Annotated in this window: 19 protein-coding genes; 1 reads left to right on the forward strand and 18 read right to left on the reverse strand. The window is 71.3% G+C overall.

Going from position 1 to position 16515, the window contains the following annotated elements:
- Positions 1–107: 107 nt before the first annotated feature.
- The 5 genes from C3492_RS30175 to C3492_RS30195 form a co-directional block, all read right to left on the reverse strand.
- Positions 108–1433, reverse strand: coding sequence for a PhoH family protein (locus tag C3492_RS30175; protein ID WP_014674686.1), 1326 nt, complete (start codon positions 1431–1433; stop codon positions 108–110).
- A 348-nt stretch (positions 1434–1781) separates the two neighbouring features.
- Complete coding sequence (locus C3492_RS30180; protein WP_103815811.1) at positions 1782–2555, reverse strand: isoprenyl transferase; 774 nt, start codon at positions 2553–2555, stop codon at positions 1782–1784.
- Between the two features lie 654 nt (positions 2556–3209).
- Positions 3210–4001 carry a class I SAM-dependent methyltransferase gene (locus C3492_RS30185; RefSeq protein ID WP_103815812.1) on the reverse strand — a complete coding sequence of 264 codons (792 nt, stop codon included), beginning with the start codon at positions 3999–4001 and terminating at the stop codon, positions 3210–3212.
- Between the two features lie 66 nt (positions 4002–4067).
- Positions 4068–4595 carry a GNAT family N-acetyltransferase gene (locus C3492_RS30190; RefSeq protein ID WP_103815813.1) on the reverse strand — a complete coding sequence of 176 codons (528 nt, stop codon included), beginning with the start codon at positions 4593–4595 and terminating at the stop codon, positions 4068–4070.
- A gap of 70 nt (positions 4596–4665) precedes the next feature.
- Positions 4666–5538 carry an LLM class flavin-dependent oxidoreductase gene (locus C3492_RS30195; protein ID WP_103815814.1) on the reverse strand — a complete coding sequence of 291 codons (873 nt, stop codon included), beginning with the start codon at positions 5536–5538 and terminating at the stop codon, positions 4666–4668.
- Between the two features lie 95 nt (positions 5539–5633).
- On the opposite strand from C3492_RS30195, the gene C3492_RS30200 reads away from it, so the two are divergent.
- Entirely contained in the window at positions 5634–6050 is a 417-nt protein-coding gene (locus C3492_RS30200) for a DUF192 domain-containing protein (protein WP_103815815.1), read from the forward strand.
- Between the two features lie 12 nt (positions 6051–6062).
- Here C3492_RS30200 and C3492_RS30205 read toward each other — a convergent pair whose 3' ends face one another.
- The 13 genes from C3492_RS30205 to cpaB all read right to left on the reverse strand — a co-directional run bounded on the left by C3492_RS30205 (position 6063) and on the right by cpaB (position 16471).
- Positions 6063–6686: an OmpA family protein gene (locus C3492_RS30205; RefSeq protein WP_103815816.1), complete on the reverse strand. Its 624-nt coding sequence runs from the start codon at positions 6684–6686 to the stop codon at positions 6063–6065.
- A 6-nt stretch (positions 6687–6692) separates the two neighbouring features.
- Entirely contained in the window at positions 6693–7274 is a 582-nt protein-coding gene (locus C3492_RS30210; RefSeq protein WP_103815817.1) for a hypothetical protein, read from the reverse strand.
- A 38-nt stretch (positions 7275–7312) separates the two neighbouring features.
- The gene (locus C3492_RS30215; protein ID WP_374938394.1) at positions 7313–7897 is read right to left on the reverse strand and encodes a pilus assembly protein TadG-related protein; all 585 of its coding nucleotides are present in this window, start codon (positions 7895–7897) and stop codon (positions 7313–7315) included.
- The gene (locus tag C3492_RS30220) at positions 7897–8094 is read right to left on the reverse strand and encodes a Flp family type IVb pilin (protein WP_103815818.1); all 198 of its coding nucleotides are present in this window, start codon (positions 8092–8094) and stop codon (positions 7897–7899) included. Before C3492_RS30220 ends, C3492_RS30215 begins: the two co-directional genes overlap by 1 nt.
- Before the next feature lie 125 nt (positions 8095–8219).
- On the reverse strand, positions 8220–8978 hold the full coding sequence (locus C3492_RS30225) for a response regulator transcription factor (RefSeq protein WP_103815819.1): 759 nt from the start codon (positions 8976–8978) through the stop codon (positions 8220–8222).
- A 10-nt stretch (positions 8979–8988) separates the two neighbouring features.
- The gene (locus tag C3492_RS30230; RefSeq protein WP_308461163.1) at positions 8989–10563 is read right to left on the reverse strand and encodes a histidine kinase; all 1575 of its coding nucleotides are present in this window, start codon (positions 10561–10563) and stop codon (positions 8989–8991) included.
- 8 nt (positions 10564–10571) lie between these two features.
- Entirely contained in the window at positions 10572–11459 is an 888-nt protein-coding gene (locus C3492_RS30240) for a DUF5936 domain-containing protein (RefSeq protein WP_181140627.1), read from the reverse strand.
- A gap of 13 nt (positions 11460–11472) precedes the next feature.
- Positions 11473–12417, reverse strand: a complete 945-nt coding sequence (locus C3492_RS30245; protein ID WP_103815821.1) for a type II secretion system F family protein — start codon at positions 12415–12417, stop codon at positions 11473–11475.
- 11 nt (positions 12418–12428) lie between these two features.
- A complete protein-coding gene (locus C3492_RS30250; protein ID WP_103815822.1) occupies positions 12429–13766 on the reverse strand; it encodes a CpaF family protein in 1338 nt (445 codons plus the stop codon).
- Positions 13767–13784: 18 nt separating this feature from the next.
- Positions 13785–14132, reverse strand: coding sequence for a TadE/TadG family type IV pilus assembly protein (locus C3492_RS30255; RefSeq protein WP_103815823.1), 348 nt, complete (start codon positions 14130–14132; stop codon positions 13785–13787).
- 1 nt (position 14133) lies between these two features.
- Positions 14134–14514, reverse strand: coding sequence for a TadE family protein (locus C3492_RS30260; RefSeq protein ID WP_103815824.1), 381 nt, complete (start codon positions 14512–14514; stop codon positions 14134–14136).
- 7 nt (positions 14515–14521) lie between these two features.
- Positions 14522–15757 carry a P-loop NTPase gene (locus tag C3492_RS30265; RefSeq protein ID WP_103815825.1) on the reverse strand — a complete coding sequence of 412 codons (1236 nt, stop codon included), beginning with the start codon at positions 15755–15757 and terminating at the stop codon, positions 14522–14524.
- Positions 15758–15766: 9 nt separating this feature from the next.
- On the reverse strand, positions 15767–16471 hold the full coding sequence (cpaB, locus tag C3492_RS30270) for a Flp pilus assembly protein CpaB (RefSeq protein WP_103815826.1): 705 nt from the start codon (positions 16469–16471) through the stop codon (positions 15767–15769).
- Positions 16472–16515: the final 44 nt, after the last annotated feature.

Consider the following 16515-nt stretch of genomic DNA (forward strand, 5'->3'; position numbering starts at 1 on the left):
TTGGCCCTGGGGATTTCAGGAAAGCTCCACGCGCGAAAGCGCCGCCCGGCTAGGCTCGTGGCCTTTGCCGGACGGCGCCAACAGCCGTCACCTCTACGCGAGATACGTCAGATGTGACCGTCCTCCAGCATTTCGGTCACAAGTGCCGCAATCTGGGATCTCTCGGAACGCGTCAGCGTGACGTGGGCGAAGAGCGGGTGACCCTTCAGTTTCTCCACCACGGCGACAACGCCGTCGTAGCGTCCTACGCGCAGATTGTCCCGCTGTGCCACGTCATGCGTGAGAACGACACGCGAATTCGCACCGATCCGGGACAGAACAGTCAGCAGGACGTTCTTCTCCAGGGACTGCGCCTCGTCCACGATGACGAACGCGTCGTGCAGCGAGCGCCCGCGGATGTGGGTGAGCGGGAGCACCTCCAGCATCCCGCGCGCGGTGACCTCCTCGATGACCTCCCGGCTGGTGACCGCCGACAGGGTGTCGAAGACGGCCTGGGCCCACGGGCTCATCTTCTCCGCCTCGGTGCCCGGCAGATAGCCCAGCTCCTGCCCGCCGACCGCGTACAGCGGCCGGAAGACCATCACCTTCTGGTGCTGACGGCGCTCCAGCACCGCCTCCAGGCCCGCGCACAGCGCCAGCGCCGACTTGCCGGTGCCGGCCCGGCCGCCCATCGAGACGATGCCGACGTCCGGGTCGAGCAGCAGGTCGAGCGCGATGCGCTGCTCGGCGCTGCGGCCCTTGATGCCGAACGCCTCCCGGTCGCCGCGCACCAGCCGGACATTGCCCTCGGCGGTGACCCGGCCCAGCGCCTTGCCGCGCTCGGACTGGATGGTCAGGCCGGTGTGCACGGGGAGGTCGGCCGCCTCCGGGACGTACACGTGTCCTTCCTCGAAGAGGACGTCCACCTGCTCGCCCGGCAGGGTGAGTTCGGTCATCCCGGTCCAGCCGGAGTTCTCCGTGATGGCCAGTTCGGCCCGGTACTCCTCGGCGAGGAGGCCGACCGAGGACGCCTTGATCCTGAGCGGCAGGTCCTTCGACACGACGGTGACGTCGAACCCCTCGGCCTGCAGATTGCGGGCCACCGCGAGGATGCGCGAGTCGTTGTCCCCCAGGCGGTAGCCGGTGGGCAGCACGCTGGGGTCCGAGTGGTTGAGCTCGACCCGGACCGTCCCGCCCAGTTCCCCGATCGGGATGGGGGCGTCGAGGCGACCGTGCTTCACCCGGTAGTCGTCCAGCAGGCGCAGTGCCTGGCGGGCGAAGTAGCCGAGCTCCGGATGGTGCCGCTTGGCCTCCAGCTCCGTGACCACCACGATGGGGAGCACGACCTCGTGCTCGTCGAAGCGGGCCAGGGCGTTCGGGTCGGCCAGCAGGACGCTGGTGTCGAGAACATACGTGCGCCGGTCGGGCTTGTGGCGCTTTGTGCTGGTCACCACGGAAGGACGTACCCCCTCGGATGAGGTCGGGGAGCGACGAAGTGATGCTGGACCGGTGTCCGGCCCCCGCGCACGGCGGGCCGTGAACCGGCCCTCCGCGGCTGCTTCCGTGCGGTGGCCGCACGGTCGGGCTGGTGCAAAGGGCCTCCCGGGCGGGCGACCCCGTGCCGCCCGCTGAGATCCGACGCCCGTGGTTCGGGCGTCGACCTGTTTGCCTTATGCCCTCGATGATGCGCGGCCATGCAAATGCGGCCACCAGCGCGCCGGTGAACTCCTCGTTACATCCCCGCCAATCGGGGTATACGACGACGCCCCGTCACCGAGCGGCGACGGGGCGGGGCCGGCGGGTCAGCCTCCGTACCGGCGGTGACGTGCGGCGTAGTCGCGCAGGGCACGCAGGAAGTCGACCTTCCGGAAGGCCGGCCAGAAGACCTCGCAGAAGTAGTACTCCGAGTGAGCGGTCTGCCAGAGCATGAATCCGGACAACCGCTGTTCCCCGCTGGTGCGGATCACCAGATCGGGATCGGGCTGGGCTCCGGTGTACAGGTGACGGCCGATCATGTCGATGTCGACGGACTCGGCGAGTTCCTCCATGGACACGCCCTTGTCCTGCGCGTCGAGCAGCATGGAGCGCACGGCGTCGGCGATCTCCTGCCGGCCGCCGTAGCCGATGGCCACGTTGACGAGTATCCCGTCGATGTGGGCGGTGGCCTCCTCGGCCTCCTTCAGGGCCGTCTGCATCTGCGCGGGCAGCAGGTCCATCGTGCCGACGTGGTGCACCCGCCAGCGGCCGTCGGCGGCGAGGGTGCGGACGACGTCCTCGATGATGCCGAGCAGGGGGACGAGCTCCTCCTGCGGCCGGTCGAAGTTGTCGGTGGACAGCAGCCACAGGGTGACGACCTCGACGTCGGTCTCGGTGCACCAGCCGAGGAACTCCTCGATCTTCTCGGCACCGGCCCGGTGCCCGTGGACGGTGCTGGAGCCGGACGCCTTCGCCCAGCGGCGGTTGCCGTCCATGATGACGCCGATGTGCTTGGGCACCTGAGCGTGGTCCAGGTGGCCTTCCACCCGGCGTGCGTAGAGCCTGACGAGCAGGCCGCGCAGCTTGTCGCGCAGGTTCACGTGACCCTCCGGGGGTTGGGCGCGGGGGTTGGGCGCGGGGGACGGGGTGCCGGAGCCGTTGAGCCTACCGCTGCTCGGGGGTTGGTCATGGCCCGCCCCTTCAGTGGGGACGGCGGACCGGGGACGGGAGGTTCCCGGATCGGGTTCCCGGAGCGGGGAAGAAAAACGGGCCGGTCCGTGGGGGGGAGACGGACCGGCCCGAGGGGGGGTTTCCACCATAACCCTTCGTAAGGGATGGTGGGTGCATCGGCGGGTCACAACTACTCTCCGGAATCATCCGGCGACGCCACGCTGGCCGCGGAACGCGGGATTCATGGGGGCTTCATGGCCGGTTCACAGCGGAATTCCAGGGAAATCCGGTCGGATACGAACGGATTCGCAAGGATTAGGCCATCTTGGGGTTCATCGGCGAGTTGCCCCGGATCCCCCCGGACGGGCGACGCCGTCAGTGAAGGGTGGACTTGACGCCTCCGCTACGCCACCGGGACGGAGACCGCACGGCTCCACGGCACCGCGCAGCCCCCTCCACTGCGCGGTACCGCCCGCGCAGCTTTGCTCACGCGAATAACCTTGGTCTGAACTTACGTGATCGAGGAGACCGGTGTGAACCGCGCTCGATAACAATGTGGAAACCCCGGGCGAACTCCGGTCGGACTACGGTCGACGACCCGGCTTGCGTACGTCGAAAAGCTGCCGGGCGCTGTACGCGACGAACGGCCCCTCCTTCTCGATCCGTTCGTGCAGCGCGCGCAGCCTGGGCTCGTACGCCTCGACCGTGAAGTCCGGGACCATCCACACCACCTTGCGCAGGAAGTGGACGACGGCGGCGATGTCGTGGAACTCCATCCGCAGCCGCTCCGCCCGCACCCCGGCCACCTCCAGGCCCGCCGCCTCGGCGCCGGCCCGCTCCCGCTCGGGGTCGCGGGCGGCGCGCGCCTCCTCCGGCTGCGGCCCGAGGAAGTACTCGACCAGCTCGAAGGCGCTGCTCGGCCCCACGTGCTGGGCGAAGTACGTCCCGCCGGGCCGCAGCACCCGGGCGATCTCCGTCCAGTACGGCCGCACCGGGTGCCGGCTGAGCACCAGGTCGAACACCCCGTCCGCGAACGGCAGCGGCGCGTCGTCCGGGGCGGCGACCACCACGACGCCCCGGGAGCGCAGCAGGGCGGTGGCCTTCGCCACGTTCGGCGGCCACCCCTCGGTGGCCGCGACCAGCACCGGCCGGGCGGGCTCCGCCCGGCCCAGCGCGAAGTCCAGCACCTCTCCGCCACCGGTCTGGATGTCCAGCACGGCCTCCGCGCCGGCCAGCCGCTCCCCCGCCGACCGGGCATAGCCCCACGACGGCCGATCCTCGGTGGCCCGGCCCTCGAACCACGAGAAGTCCCAGCCCTCGGTCGGTACGGCGGCACCCTCGGCCACGAGGTCCTCGAAGGAACGCTGCAGAGTCATACGGCCATCGTCCCAGCCGGGCCCCCGCGGGTCATGCGGTTTTCCGCCCCCCGGCCGGGACCGCTCTCAGCCCTCCCCGGGCGGCGCGGCGAGAACCAGCATGATGTGCTCGTCCGCCCCGTGGCGGACCGTGCCGGTCCGCTCGAAGCCGTGTCTCTCCAGGAGCCGCACGGAGGCGGTGTTGCCGGCGAAGGGGTCCGCGTACAGCGGGCGCACCGGCTCCAGCTCCAGGAACCGGGCGAGCGCCCGCGTGCCGACCCCGCGGCCCCAGTACGGCCGCCCGAGCCAGTAACCGATGAACCGCCGCCCGTCCTGCGTCCAGGACACGACGCTCCCGGCGGCCTCCCCGCCGACGGTGACCGTCCGCACCAGGCAGTCGGGGTCACCGAGCACCCGCTCCCGCCAGTGCCGGAAGAAGACCTCCCGCGGCCGGGGGGCGAACCTGGACCGCCGGACGGCTTCGGGGTCGTGCTCGTAGGCGAAGAGGGCCTCCAGGTCCTGCTCCGTGACGGCCCGCAGACGCACGGGGAGATCCGATTCGGGCGCACCGGTGTCGCGGTCACCGGTCATGTCGTGCTCGTGTGGGTCAGCCATGAGGGGAGTGTGACACCCGCCACTGACAATGCCCCTGACCTGCGGTGGCTCATCTCCCCGCCGCGTCCGCTCAGGGCACCAGCGGGCGGACCTCCCGCGCGGCGAAACGCACGAAGCCCTCCGGGTCGGGCTCGTCCGCCGTCGGCTGCAGCACGACGGTGTCCGCACCGGCCTCGGTCAGCCGCCGTACCGCCTCGGCGACCGCGCCCGCGTCCCCGGCGACCCCCACGTCCGCCGCCGGCTCCAGCCCCTCTGCGGCCAGTTCCGCGCGCAGCCGGGCGTCGGCGCCGGCGCCCGTGGCGGCCAGCAGATAGACCACGATCCGGTGCGCACCGTCACGTCCGGCCGCCCGCCGCCCCTCCTCCACGAGCTTCCTGGCCCGCCGTACGCCGTCCGCCGAGGTGGCGGCCGTGAGCAGGGTGCCGTCGGCCTTCTCACCGGAGAGCCGGAGCGTACGGGGTCCGGTGGCGCCCGCGAGGACGTCGACCGGGCGCTCCGGGGGCCAGTCGAGGGCGACGTCCTCCAACTGGACGTACCGCCCGCGCACACTGAGCCGTTCCCCGTGCAGCAGGGCGCGCAGGGCGTCGAGATGTTCTCCGAGGAGGCCCAGCGGGGAGGCGGCCCGGGCGCCGACCTGGCCCATCCAGTCCTGCACCCCGTGCCCCACGGTCAGGACGGCCCGGCCGGGGAACATGCGCTCCAGCGAGGCGGCCTCCATGGCGGTGACGGCCACGTTCCTGAGCGGCACGGGCAGCAGTCCGATGCCGACCCGCACCCGTTCGGTCCAGGCGAGCGCGGCGGCGGCCGTGGAGACCCCGCCCTCCAGGAAGCAGTCCTCCCACAGCCACAGTTCTTCGAGCCCCACGTCATCCGCGAGGCGGGCGACGGCCCGCAGCCGCTCGGGGGGAAGCTGGGGGCGGAATACGACACCGAGTGCGGTCATGGAGCCCTTCCTAGTGGGGAGGACGGGAAAGGACAACGGGTTTGCGGATCCGGGCGAGTTGGCGACACGGGTGGCTGGACGTGGGAGGTCGGGGCATGGGGCGGCGCTGGCGGGACGGGCGGGGACGGCTGATCGTGCGGGCGGGCCCGGCCTCCGCCTCCGGCGCGGGACGGGCCGCCGTCCCCGTGCCCCTGGAGATCGCGGCTTCCTACCGGGCGCGGACGAAGGGGCTCCTGGGCCGGGACGCGGTCGACGGGGCGCTGCTGCTGTCGCCGGCCAGTGGGGTGCACACCTTCGGGATGCGGATCCCGATCGACGTCGCCTACCTGGACCGCCGCCTGACCGTCATCGCCGTCCGCACGATGCGCCCCGGCCGCCTGGGCCTGCCGCGCCCTCGGGCGCGGCACGTGCTGGAGGCGGAGGCGGGGGCGATGGCGGGGTGGGGGCTGCGGCCGGGAGTACGGGTGGAGGTGGAGGTGGACCTGGGGGCCCTGGGGGTGGACCCGGGGTAGCCGGGTGCTGCCTCACTGCTGGGTGCGGGGAAAGGACACCTCGACCCGGCGGTTCTTCTTCCGGCCGGCCTCGGTGGAGTTGTCGGCGATCGGGTACTGCTCGCCGTAGCCGCGGACGTCGAAGGTGATGGACGGGGTGTTCAGGTCCTGGTCCAGTACGGCCTGTACGGCGTTGGCGCGCTGTTTGGAGAGGGTGTCGCCGTGGGCGGAGGAGCCGAGGTTGTCGGTGAAGCCGAAGACGCGGACCTGGGTCGCGTTCTGCTTCCTGATCTCCTCGGCGATGCCGGCGATACGGGCCTTCGCCTCCGCGCCGAGCTTGGCGCTGTCCTTGTCGAACAGCACCTCGGCCTGGAGGGCGAAGGTCACGTCGGCGTTGGTGTCCTCGCGCCGTTCGTCCCCGCTCTGGTCCTCCACGACCGACTTGATGTCCAACACCTTGGCCTCGGCCAGCGTGGCCCCTTCCGGCAGCTTCAGATCCGGATCCGTGGGGTCGACCTTCACCGGGGCGGCGGCGGAGGGCTCGGTACCGGGGGGTTCACTGGGGCCGGTGTCGTCGGCGGACGCGGGGGTGGCGGGCAGGTTCACGACGAACAGCAGGACAGCGGCTGTGAGGGCGGTCCGGGGTGCGGTGATCACTTGGCCTCACCCGGAAATCTTGATGGGGGCGGAGGAGAACGTCGGCAGCTGGAAGTCGACTTCGGTCGTGTTTGCCGGGGGGGCTGGGAACTGCATGAAGACGGCCAAGGTGGCACCGGACTTGAGTGTCGAGAAGCCAGTGGTCGTCAGGGGACGGCCCTCCGTGTCCCGCAGCACGTAATACCGCTTCTTGCCCTGCGAATCGATGAGCGTGGCACCACCCAGAGACCTGCCGTTCCTCAGGATCTCGGTTTCGTTGCCGCTCAAGGCGGACGGGATGACGATGCTCTTGGCCCCGTCGTTCCTCAGCGTGCCGTTGACGGTGACGAAGCCACCCGAGTCACGTACCGCTGAGGTGACCTGGAGGATCAGACCGTCCGAGCCTTTCAGCTCTGCAAGCGGCTCTTCGGACTGCCCCTCCTGAGCACTCGGCTCCGATGTGCCCGCTTTGGAGGCGGACGCCGAACTGTCCGGCTTCTTGTTGTCATCACCGCTTCCGCCGCAGCCGGCCACCCCGACAGCCAGACCGACCGCAACGGAGAATGCGACCATCCCCCTGCGGGTCTTCGCAGTGAACCGAATGCTCATGGCTCCGCTTCCTTCGTCACTCATCGTCAGCTTGTCAGTCAGCCCAGGTGCACGTCGAAGAGGTCTTCGGGCTTCGGAAGCTCCGCCGGCTCGTCCGGATCCAGCTTCCAGTCCTTGTCCTTGCAGGTGAGTTCAGGCAGCGCATCCGCTTCGTCTCCCTCGTCGGAGAGCTCGAACGTGCAGAGCGGTTCGATGACGGCGGTTGCGGAAGCAGTCGACTTGACATCCTCCGTTCCGGGTACGACGGAATGACCGACGGACTTGTTGGTCTTCACATCGACGCGGTACTTCAGCAACTCGGGTGAAAGGCAGGAATTCAACTGGGCATCGTTCTGTGCCGCGAGTTGTCCGGCTCGCCAGCATGGGTCGCCGACCTCAGTCTTCCCCTCGAGAATTTGCTGCCACTTCTCCGGATCCAGCAGCACCTTGACCCACTGTTCCCCGAGTTGGTCCCGAACGTTTTGGGCCGCCGCGAGCGCTGCGGCATCAGCGGCCGTCTGGGCACCGCCCCGGTTGACCGCAGCCTGACCGACCGCGAGATACGCGAACGCAAGAAAGAGCAGGCCTGCCACCACCGTGATGTAGATGGGGAAGGCCTGCCCTGCGTCGCGGTGTGGAGGAATCAGCCGCCGGTGACCTCGGCGATCTTCTGGGTGATCGCGTCGTAGATCGATTGACCGATGCTCGTACCCGTGATCGCCAGCACGATCGCCACGACCACGGCGATGATGCCGAGGTACTCCACCGCGGTCTGCCCTCGGTCGTCCCGGGCGGCACGGGACTGCAGATACGCGACGGTGGTGTTGAACCATTTGCTCACGGTTTTCCCCTCCAGCTTCGCCTCGGATCCGCGAAGCGTAGGACAGAACAGTCATGCCACCCCAGGGCCCCAGGGCCCAACCCCAGGCCCATTCCGGGTGGGGGGTTCTTGCCCGGTGTGTCATGTCAGGCCACCCCCAGCCACTTCGCCGTCGCCTGGGACCTCGTCGTGCTGTGGAGCTTGGCGAAGATGCGGTTGATGTGGTTCTTGACCGTCTTCTCGCTGATGAAGCAGGCGGCGGCGATCTGCTGGTTGGTCATGCCGGACGCGATGAGGTCCATGATCTCCGCCTCCCTGCTGCTCAGCCGGAACCGTGACCGGAAGGACTGTCCCATAGATGGTTGCAGTTGCGAAAGAGGGTGGGGGGCCGAATCTGGTAAATCAACGGCACGTTGGGGGTCGTCGTGTGCAAGTGCATCACCCCACAGCTCCGCCAGCAACGCCCTCGCCGCCCCCGGCGTCACATGCGGACGACCCTCCCGTACGTCCCGCACCGCCCTCACCAACTGCTCCGTCGTGAACTCGCCGTGCACCAGGTATCCCCCCGCCCCCAGCCGCAGCGCCTCTCGTACGGTCTCCGTCTCGTGGCTGTAGGTGAGCATCATGACGGGGGCCAGCCCCACCAGGTGCGGCAACGCCGAGATTCCGTCGACGCCGGGCATGCGGACGTCGAGGAGGATGACGTCCGGCCGGTGCCGGACCGCCGCCTCGTACGCCTCCCGCCCGTCCCTCGCCTCCGCCACCACCGTGGTGTCCGGGTGACCCGAGAGCAGGGCCGTCAGACCGGCGCGGACGACGGGGTTGTCGTCGGCGACCAGCAGCCGCAGCGGCGGGGACGCCGACGACGGCGGTGGGAACGGCTGTGGTGGTCGTCGGGGGCGCATGTGCCTCCTCTCAGGCATTCCGGGACACGGGTGGCGGTGTCGGTGCCGGTGTCGGTGTCGGTGTCGGTGTCGGTGTCGGCAACGGGACCTCCAGGCGGACCTCCGTGCCTCGTTCGTGGGTGCCCCTTCCGACGCGGATCCGGGCGCCGGCCTGCGCCGCCCGCTCGACCATGCCGAGCAGGCCGAAGTGGCCCGAACCACGCAGCTCTTCGAGTGTGGTGCCCGGCGGAAGGCCCCTGCCGTCGTCGTGGACCGTGACGCGGAGCAGGTGGCCGTCGACCGCCGCCCGTATGTCCACGCGGGTCGCGGACGCGTGCCGGTGGGCGTTCTCCAGTGCCTCCATGACGATGGAGAGGACATGGCGGGCCAGGGGGGCCGGGAGTGCGGGCAGGCCGGTTCCCTCGCCCACTCCACCACCGCCCTCGCCCGTCTCACCGTCCCCCTCCTGCCCTCCCCAGCCACACGTGACCCTCAAGCCCGTGCGGTTCGTGAAGTCCGCCGCCCGGTGCGCCAGTTCCCGCCACAGCGGGGTCCGGTCCGGCGCGTCCGGCCGGTCCCGGCGCAGGTCCGTCAGCAGCTCCCGGGACTCCGCCGCCGCCCTGCGCGCCGAGCGGGACACCAGTTCCGCCTGTTCCCTGATGCGGGCCGGGTCGGGGGTCGCGGCCGACGCCGTGGCCGCCAGGCCGTCCGCCGCCAGGGCCACGCCGTACAGGGTCTTGGCCACGGAGTCGTGCATCTCGCGGGCCAGCCGGGCGCGTTCCGCGCTCACCGCCTCCGCCGCCGCGAGGCGGGCCTGGACCGTCGTCAGGGCCTGGGTCGCGGCGCCGAAGCGGAGCATCAGGTTGCGCAGGGTCGAGCCCATGGCACCGGCGATGACGCAGAGGCCGGGGAGGAGGAGGGCCTCCGCCACCGGCGCGTGCCGGTCGGCCTTCAGGGTCGCGTGGACCAGGAGCAGGATCAGGGACTGGAGCGAGGCGAAGCAGGCGGCGCCGCGCCAGCCGTAGACCAGGCCGGCCAGGAGCGGGGTGCAGACGCTGACGTAGGCGAGGGTGGTGTCCGGGCCGGCCGAGATGAGGAGGAAGGAGCCGAAGAGGGTGTCGGCGGCCAGCAGGCTGGGGTGGCGCAGGAGGAGGGGGCCGAAGCGTTCCCAGTCGCGGAAGAGGACGTAGGACACCATGAAGGTGACGACCACGGCCGCGCCGACCAGGCGGGCGCCCAGGCCGGGGGCCGCGTTGAGGAGGGCGGCGGGGGCCGACAGCACGATCATCGCCAGGCGGAAGCCGAAGACCTGGCGGCACATGGCCTGGAGGGCACGGATCTGGAGCTTCTCGGAAGGCTCGCCCGGTGGCGCCACCGTCCCCGAAAGCGTCGCCGACGAGCTCGGGTGCGGTGGGACCTCCGTCCCAGCACCGGCCGCCCCCGGCCCCCGCTCCAACCCGGCCGCCCCCGGATCCCGCTTCCACCCGGCCGCCCCCGGATCCCGCTTCCACCCGGCCGCCCGCAGCCACGCCCCGGCCCGTGCCACCCCCGCGTGCACGCCGCGGCCCGTACGCCCCCTCTGCACCGTCGAACCCGTCACCGTCACGGCCGTCCTCACTCCCCCGTGAGTGAGCCGAAGTCCACGCCGGAGCCGAGGAGCAGGCCCGCGCCCAGCAGGAGCATCGTCGCCGGGACCATGAACGTGGTGATCATCAGGGTCGCCTTCGGCACCGCCCGCGCGGCCTTGCGGCGGGCGTTCTGGGCGTCGGTGCGGCGCATGTCCTTGGCCAGGGACACCAGGGTGTCCACGATGGGCGCGCCCAGCTCCTCGCCCTGCTGCAACGCCGTCACGAACATGGCCACCTGCTCGGAGTCGTTGCGCCGGCGCAGCTCCGCGAAGGCCTCGCGGCGGCTCATGCCGAGGTCCATCTGGCGCAGGGTGATGCGCAGTTCGTCGGCCCACGGGCCCTCGTAGCGGGAGGCGACCCGGTCCAGGGCCTGCCGGAAGCCGAGCCCCGCGCTGACCACCACCGCGAGGACGTCCAGGAAGTCCGGCAGGGTGCGTTCGATGACGTCCTTGCGGACCCGGATGGCCGACCAGAGGCCGACCTCCGTCCAGAACGCGCCGAACAGCAGGAGAAGTACGGCCACGAACCACTGGCCGCGGAGGAGGAAGACCAGGAAGCCGACGGCGCCCAGTGCGCCGTAGACGGCGCGGCGGGCCGCGTAGCGGTCGATGGTCAGGCCGCCGGGGTTGCCCGCGAGGTCGATCTTCCGGCGGTACCTGGCCACGCGGCGCGGGCCCATCAGGCGCAGCACGGCCGGGGCGTAGCGCATGCCCATGCGGTCGATGACCGAGCCGACCGCGCCGGTGCGGGTGGCGCCGACCTCCAGGGCGACGGCGAGGTCGCCGGGGAGCCTGGCGTCCGCGCGGTACATGCGGATGCCGGCGAAGGCGCCCCAGACGCCGAGGCCCATCAGCAGGGCGAGCAGGTATGCCACCGGGTCACCTCCCTCAGACGTCGATCCGGCTCATCCGGCGGATGAGGACGAAGCCGACGGCGTACATGGCGAACGCGATGATCACGCACGCCTGGCCGACCGGTGAGCCGGTCATGCGGTCGAGGGCGCCGTCCTTGACTCCGTTCATCAGGAACAACGCGCCGATCCCGAGGACGGGCACGGCGTACGACGTCATGGTCACCTGGGAGAGCTGGGTACGGATCTCGCGCCGGGTCTCCTTGCGCTCCTCCAGGGTCTCGGTCAGGTTCCGCAGGGCGGAGACCACCTGGCCGCCCGCCCGGTTCGACAGGACCAGCGTGGTGACCAGGACGACCAGTTCGCGGGAGGGCAGGCGGTCGGCCAGCTCGCCGAGGGCGTCGTCCAGGGAGTGGCCGACGGCGAGCTGGTCGGCGACCTTGGCCAGTTCCTCGCCGGCCGGGGCCTCCAGCTCCTCCGCCGCCATGCCGATCGCGGTGCGCAGGGCGAGGCCGGCCTGGGTGGCGTTGGCCAGGATGCGGGCCAGTTCCGGGAGTTGGTTGATGAACCGTTCGATGCGCTTCTGCCGCTGCCAGTTGAGGAACTGGACCGCCGCCCAGACGCCGAGCAGGCCCGCGATCGGGCCGAAGAAGGGGGCCAGGGTTGCCTGGCCGATCAGCCAGAGGGCCGCGACCGTCCCGAGCATGGCGGCGAAGAACTCCCCCGGCGTGACGTCCAGGCCGGTGGCCGCCAGGCGCCGCTCCAGCCAGCGGCCGAGGCGGGTGCGGCGCAGCCGCCGGTCCAGGTCGCGGAAGCGGCGTCTGCGGCCGGTCGCGGGCGGCGGGCCGGTGTGTGCGAGGCGGTCCACGAGGGCGGCGCGCCGGGCCCGGCCGGAGGCGTAGGCGTGCACGCCGGCCACCGCCAGGACGCAGGTCAGCAGCGTCACGCCGGTGGTGAGCTGGACGAGGGTGTGCAGTTCCATGGTCCTGGGTCCTACCTGGCTTCTCGGGTGGCGAGCTGGTCGGCGGAGCGGGCGACGCCGAAGGCCTGGGGGATGGGCTGGCTCGCCATGTAGAGGCGGTCGGCGGCGCGGCGGGGCAGCGGGAAGTACCGGAAGTCGCCGTACACGCGGCCGTCCGGGGTCATGGGCCGCGCGTCGAAGCGCGCCACGGTCGCCAGCCGGTACGGCTCCCCGCCGTGGCTGTCGAGCAGCGCGATCTCGGTGATCCGGCGGGCGCCGTCGGCGAACCGGGTGAGCTGGACGATGACGTCGACCGCGCTGTTGATCTGGTCGTGCAGGGCGACGAAGGGCACCTCGACGTCGGACATGGAGGCCAGCGTCTGCAACCGCGTCAGCGCGTCCTCGGCGCTGTTGGCGTGCACGGTCGCCAGCGAGCCGTCGTGGCCCGTGGACATCGCCTGGAGCATGTCGAGGGACTCGCCGCCGCGGACCTCGCCGACCACGATCCGGTCGGGGCGCATCCGCAGGGAGTTGCGGACCAGGTCCCGGATGGTGACCTGGCCCTTGCCCTCCACGTTCGGCGGGCGGGACTCCAGGCGGACCACATGGGTCTGCTGGAGCTGGAGTTCGGCGGAGTCCTCGATGGTGATGATGCGCTCGTGCGGCGGGATCAGCCCGGACAGGGCGTTGAGCAGGGTGGTCTTCCCGGTACCGGTCGCACCCGAGACGATGATGTTGAACTTCGCCTGCACCAGGCCCGCCAGCAGGTACACCATGTGCTCGTCCAGCGACCCGAACCCGATCAGTTCCTGGAGGGTGAAGGAGCGCGGGAAGCGGCGGATGGTGAGGATGGGGCCGGTCAGGGACAGCGGCGGGATGATGACGTTGACCCGCTCGCCGGACGGCAGGCGGGCGTCCACCATCGGGTTCGACTCGTCCACGCGGCGGTTGACCGTCGACACGATCCGCTCGATGGTCTGCATGAGCTGGTCGGCGGAGACGAACCGGAGGGGAAGTTGTTCCACCCGGCCGCCGCGCTCCACGAAGACGGCGTCCGGCCCGTTGACCATGATCTCCGTGATCGAGGCGTCCTCCAGCAGCGGTTCCAGGATGCCGAGGCCCAGCGCCTCGTCCACGACCCGGCGGATCAGCTGGGAGCGCTCGACCGTCGACAGCACCGGGCCCTCGCGGCTGATGATGTGCCCGAGCACCCGCTCCAGCCGCGCCCGGCGTTCGGCGGCGGCCAGCGAACTCATCTCCGCGAGGTCGATCTCCTCCAGCAGCTTGGCCCGGTAGGAGGCGACCAGGTGCCCGTCCTCGCCCCGGCTGCCGTGCTCCTCCGGGGTGCTGATGCGTGCCCGCAGACTCATGGGGTCGCCTCTTCTCGGTCAGTGGTCGAGCGGCATGGTGGCGGACTTGGTGGCGGAGCCGAGGTCCCAGACGATGGTGGGGATGTGGACGGTCGCGGTGACGGTGACCGAGTCGTCCCCTCCGCCGGTCTCGCCGCACTGCACGGAGAGGCCGCCGCTGACCGCGTCGGCGCACGCCTGCCCCACGTCCTGCCGCAGCGACGCGGCACGCGCTCCCGCCCTGGCCGCCGTACCGGCCTGCTCGGCGGCGTAGGCGACGGCGCCGATCTGGAAGCCGGCCAGGCCGACGATCAGCAGGACGGGGACGAACCCCAGGTACTCGACGGCCACTTGGCCACGGTCGCGTCTCGGGCGGCGGTACGGCATCTCAGTCCTTCACCTCCTCGACGGCGCCGGCGTGGCCGTGCACGGTGGCGGGGAAGGAGATCACGCCCGGGAAGAGGACCGGGACCTTGAGGGAGACGTCGGCCGTGACGTAGCCGGACGGGCTGCACTGCACCGACGCGCCCCCCTTCCACGCTCCCGACAGGTGCTTCAGCCCCGCCTCCGCGCACGCTGCCTGACGCGCGCCTCCCCGTGGCGCGGCCGTCCCCGCCCGCACCGCCTCGTCGGCAGCATTCCCGGCGAGCGTGAAGGTGTATCCCACGAGTACGGCCTGCCACATGAGCACCAGCGTCAGGACGATCAGCGGGGTCATGCCCAGGAACTCGATGCTCACCTGTCCCCGGTCCCCGTCCGGCCTTCTCATCAGGGACTCACTCCTTCCGGCGCCGCAGGCTCACGGAACCGCGTCCGTTCCCGCGGTGAGAGGCTCCCTCCGCGGCCTTCACCAGCCCCAGCTCCCCCGCGAGCCCCCACAGCGCCTGCTTGACCGTGCTCCTGGCGTCGAGCTCGTGGACCCGCCCGGCGTCCACGACCGCTTGCAGCTCCTTGAAGTTGGCGGGTACGGCCGTGCGCGCCAGGGCCGTCCCGGTGATGCGCTGCACGAGCGCGGGCTGGATCTCCGTACTGCGCGTGTGGCGGTTGACGACCACGGTCGTCTCCTCGGCCTTGCGGATCTGCAGCCGGTCCCACATCCGTACGGTCCGTTTGGCGGCGCGTACGGCGATGACGTCCGGGGTGGTGACCAGCAGCGCGGTGTCGGCCATCTCGACGGCCGCCGCGCCGGCCCCGCTGAGCTGGGCGCCGCAGTCGACGACGACGACCTCGTAGCGGGAGCGCAGGGCGCTGACGAGCTGGCGGGTGGCGCGGTCGGTGACCTCCTCGCCGCGTTCGCCCTCGCCGGGCGCGAGGAGCAGGGCGAGCCCGGTGTCGTGGCGGAAGACGGCGTCGGCGAGGACGCGGGGCGAGATGTCGGTGATGGCGGCCAGGTCGGCCACCGACCGGCGGAACTGGATGTCCAGGTAGGAGGCGATGTCGCCGGTCTGGAGGTCGAGGTCGACCAGGGCGGTGGCGCGGCCGGAGGCCTGGGCGGCGAGGGCGAGCTGGATGGCGGTCAGTGTCGCGCCCACACCTCCCTTGGCGCCGCTGACCGTGACGACGGTGCCGCCGGCCCCGGCGAGCGTCTCGGCGCCGTGCCCGAGGTGCCGTCGTACCCCCGTCGACCACTGGGCGACGGCCTGCACGCGGTTGGCGAGCTCCTCGTACGACAGCGGGAGCGCGACCAGGCCGCGGGCGCCGGAGTCCATGGCGGCGGCGAACAGGCCGGGGCTCGCGTCGGTGGTGACGAGGATGACGCCGACGGCCGGGAAGCGCAGGGCGACCTCGCGGATCAGTTCCAGGGCCGGGACCGGGCCGATCCGTTCGTGGACGACCACGACCTCGGGCAGTTCGTCGACCGACTCGGCGGCGAGCCGGGCGAGGGTGTCGACCAGCTGGGTGGAGTCGGTCACCGGGGGCTGCGGCTCGGCGTCGGGGAGCTGGCTGAGCAGGGTGGTGAGGGAGCGGACGGCGTCCGGGTCCGCGCCGGCCGGGAGGATCCTGGTGGGCATGGCCGCCTCTCACTTGTCCGTCGCGAGTTCGTAGGTGCGGTCCTGGTCGGGGACGCTGGTCTCGCTGCCGGGGGCCACGAGCGCGAGCCGGACGCGCTGGGCGAAGGACTCGGCGTAGGTGACGCGCTGGGCGTCGAGGGTGGACAGCGCGAAGGTGATGGGGACGGCCTCGGTGGCCTGCTGGTTCTTGTCGCGGTCGGGTTCGAGGGCGGTGATCCGGCCGACGTCGATGACCCGGGCGTTGGTCACGATGATCTTCGACTGGTCCGGGTCGCCCTCCTTCTTCCCCTCGAAGGTGGCGTAGACGTTGACCCGCGACCCCGGGGTGATCTTCCCCGCCACGCCGGTCGCCGCGTCGATCATGATGGCGACCTCCTGCTGGCCGGGCCGGAGGGCGGGCCGGTCCACGATCATGTCGGTCTGGAGCAGGGAGCCGGCGTGCAGGGTGGTCACGGCGATCTTGCCGCGGATCTGCCGCAGGTCGGTGACGGCGTTGCCGGACAGCCACCGCTTCGGCATCTCGATCTTCTCGAACTGGCCCGTGTCCAGTGCGGTGTACGGCTTCACCTCGGACCTGACCCGGTAGGCGGCGACCTCGGGCCCGACCTTGGAGTTCGCGTCGTGGATGACGGAGAGCACGCCGGCGAACGCGCCGAGCGCGCACAGGACCGACAGGATCAGGAGTATCACGCCGCGGCGCTGACGGGAGTTCATGAACCGTGCAACCTCATTGGGGGAATCGGTCGAGCGGGACGGGT

This window comes from Streptomyces sp. Ru62 (assembly GCF_002920615.1).
In the GTDB taxonomy this organism is placed as follows: Bacteria; Actinomycetota; Actinomycetes; order Streptomycetales; family Streptomycetaceae; genus Streptomyces.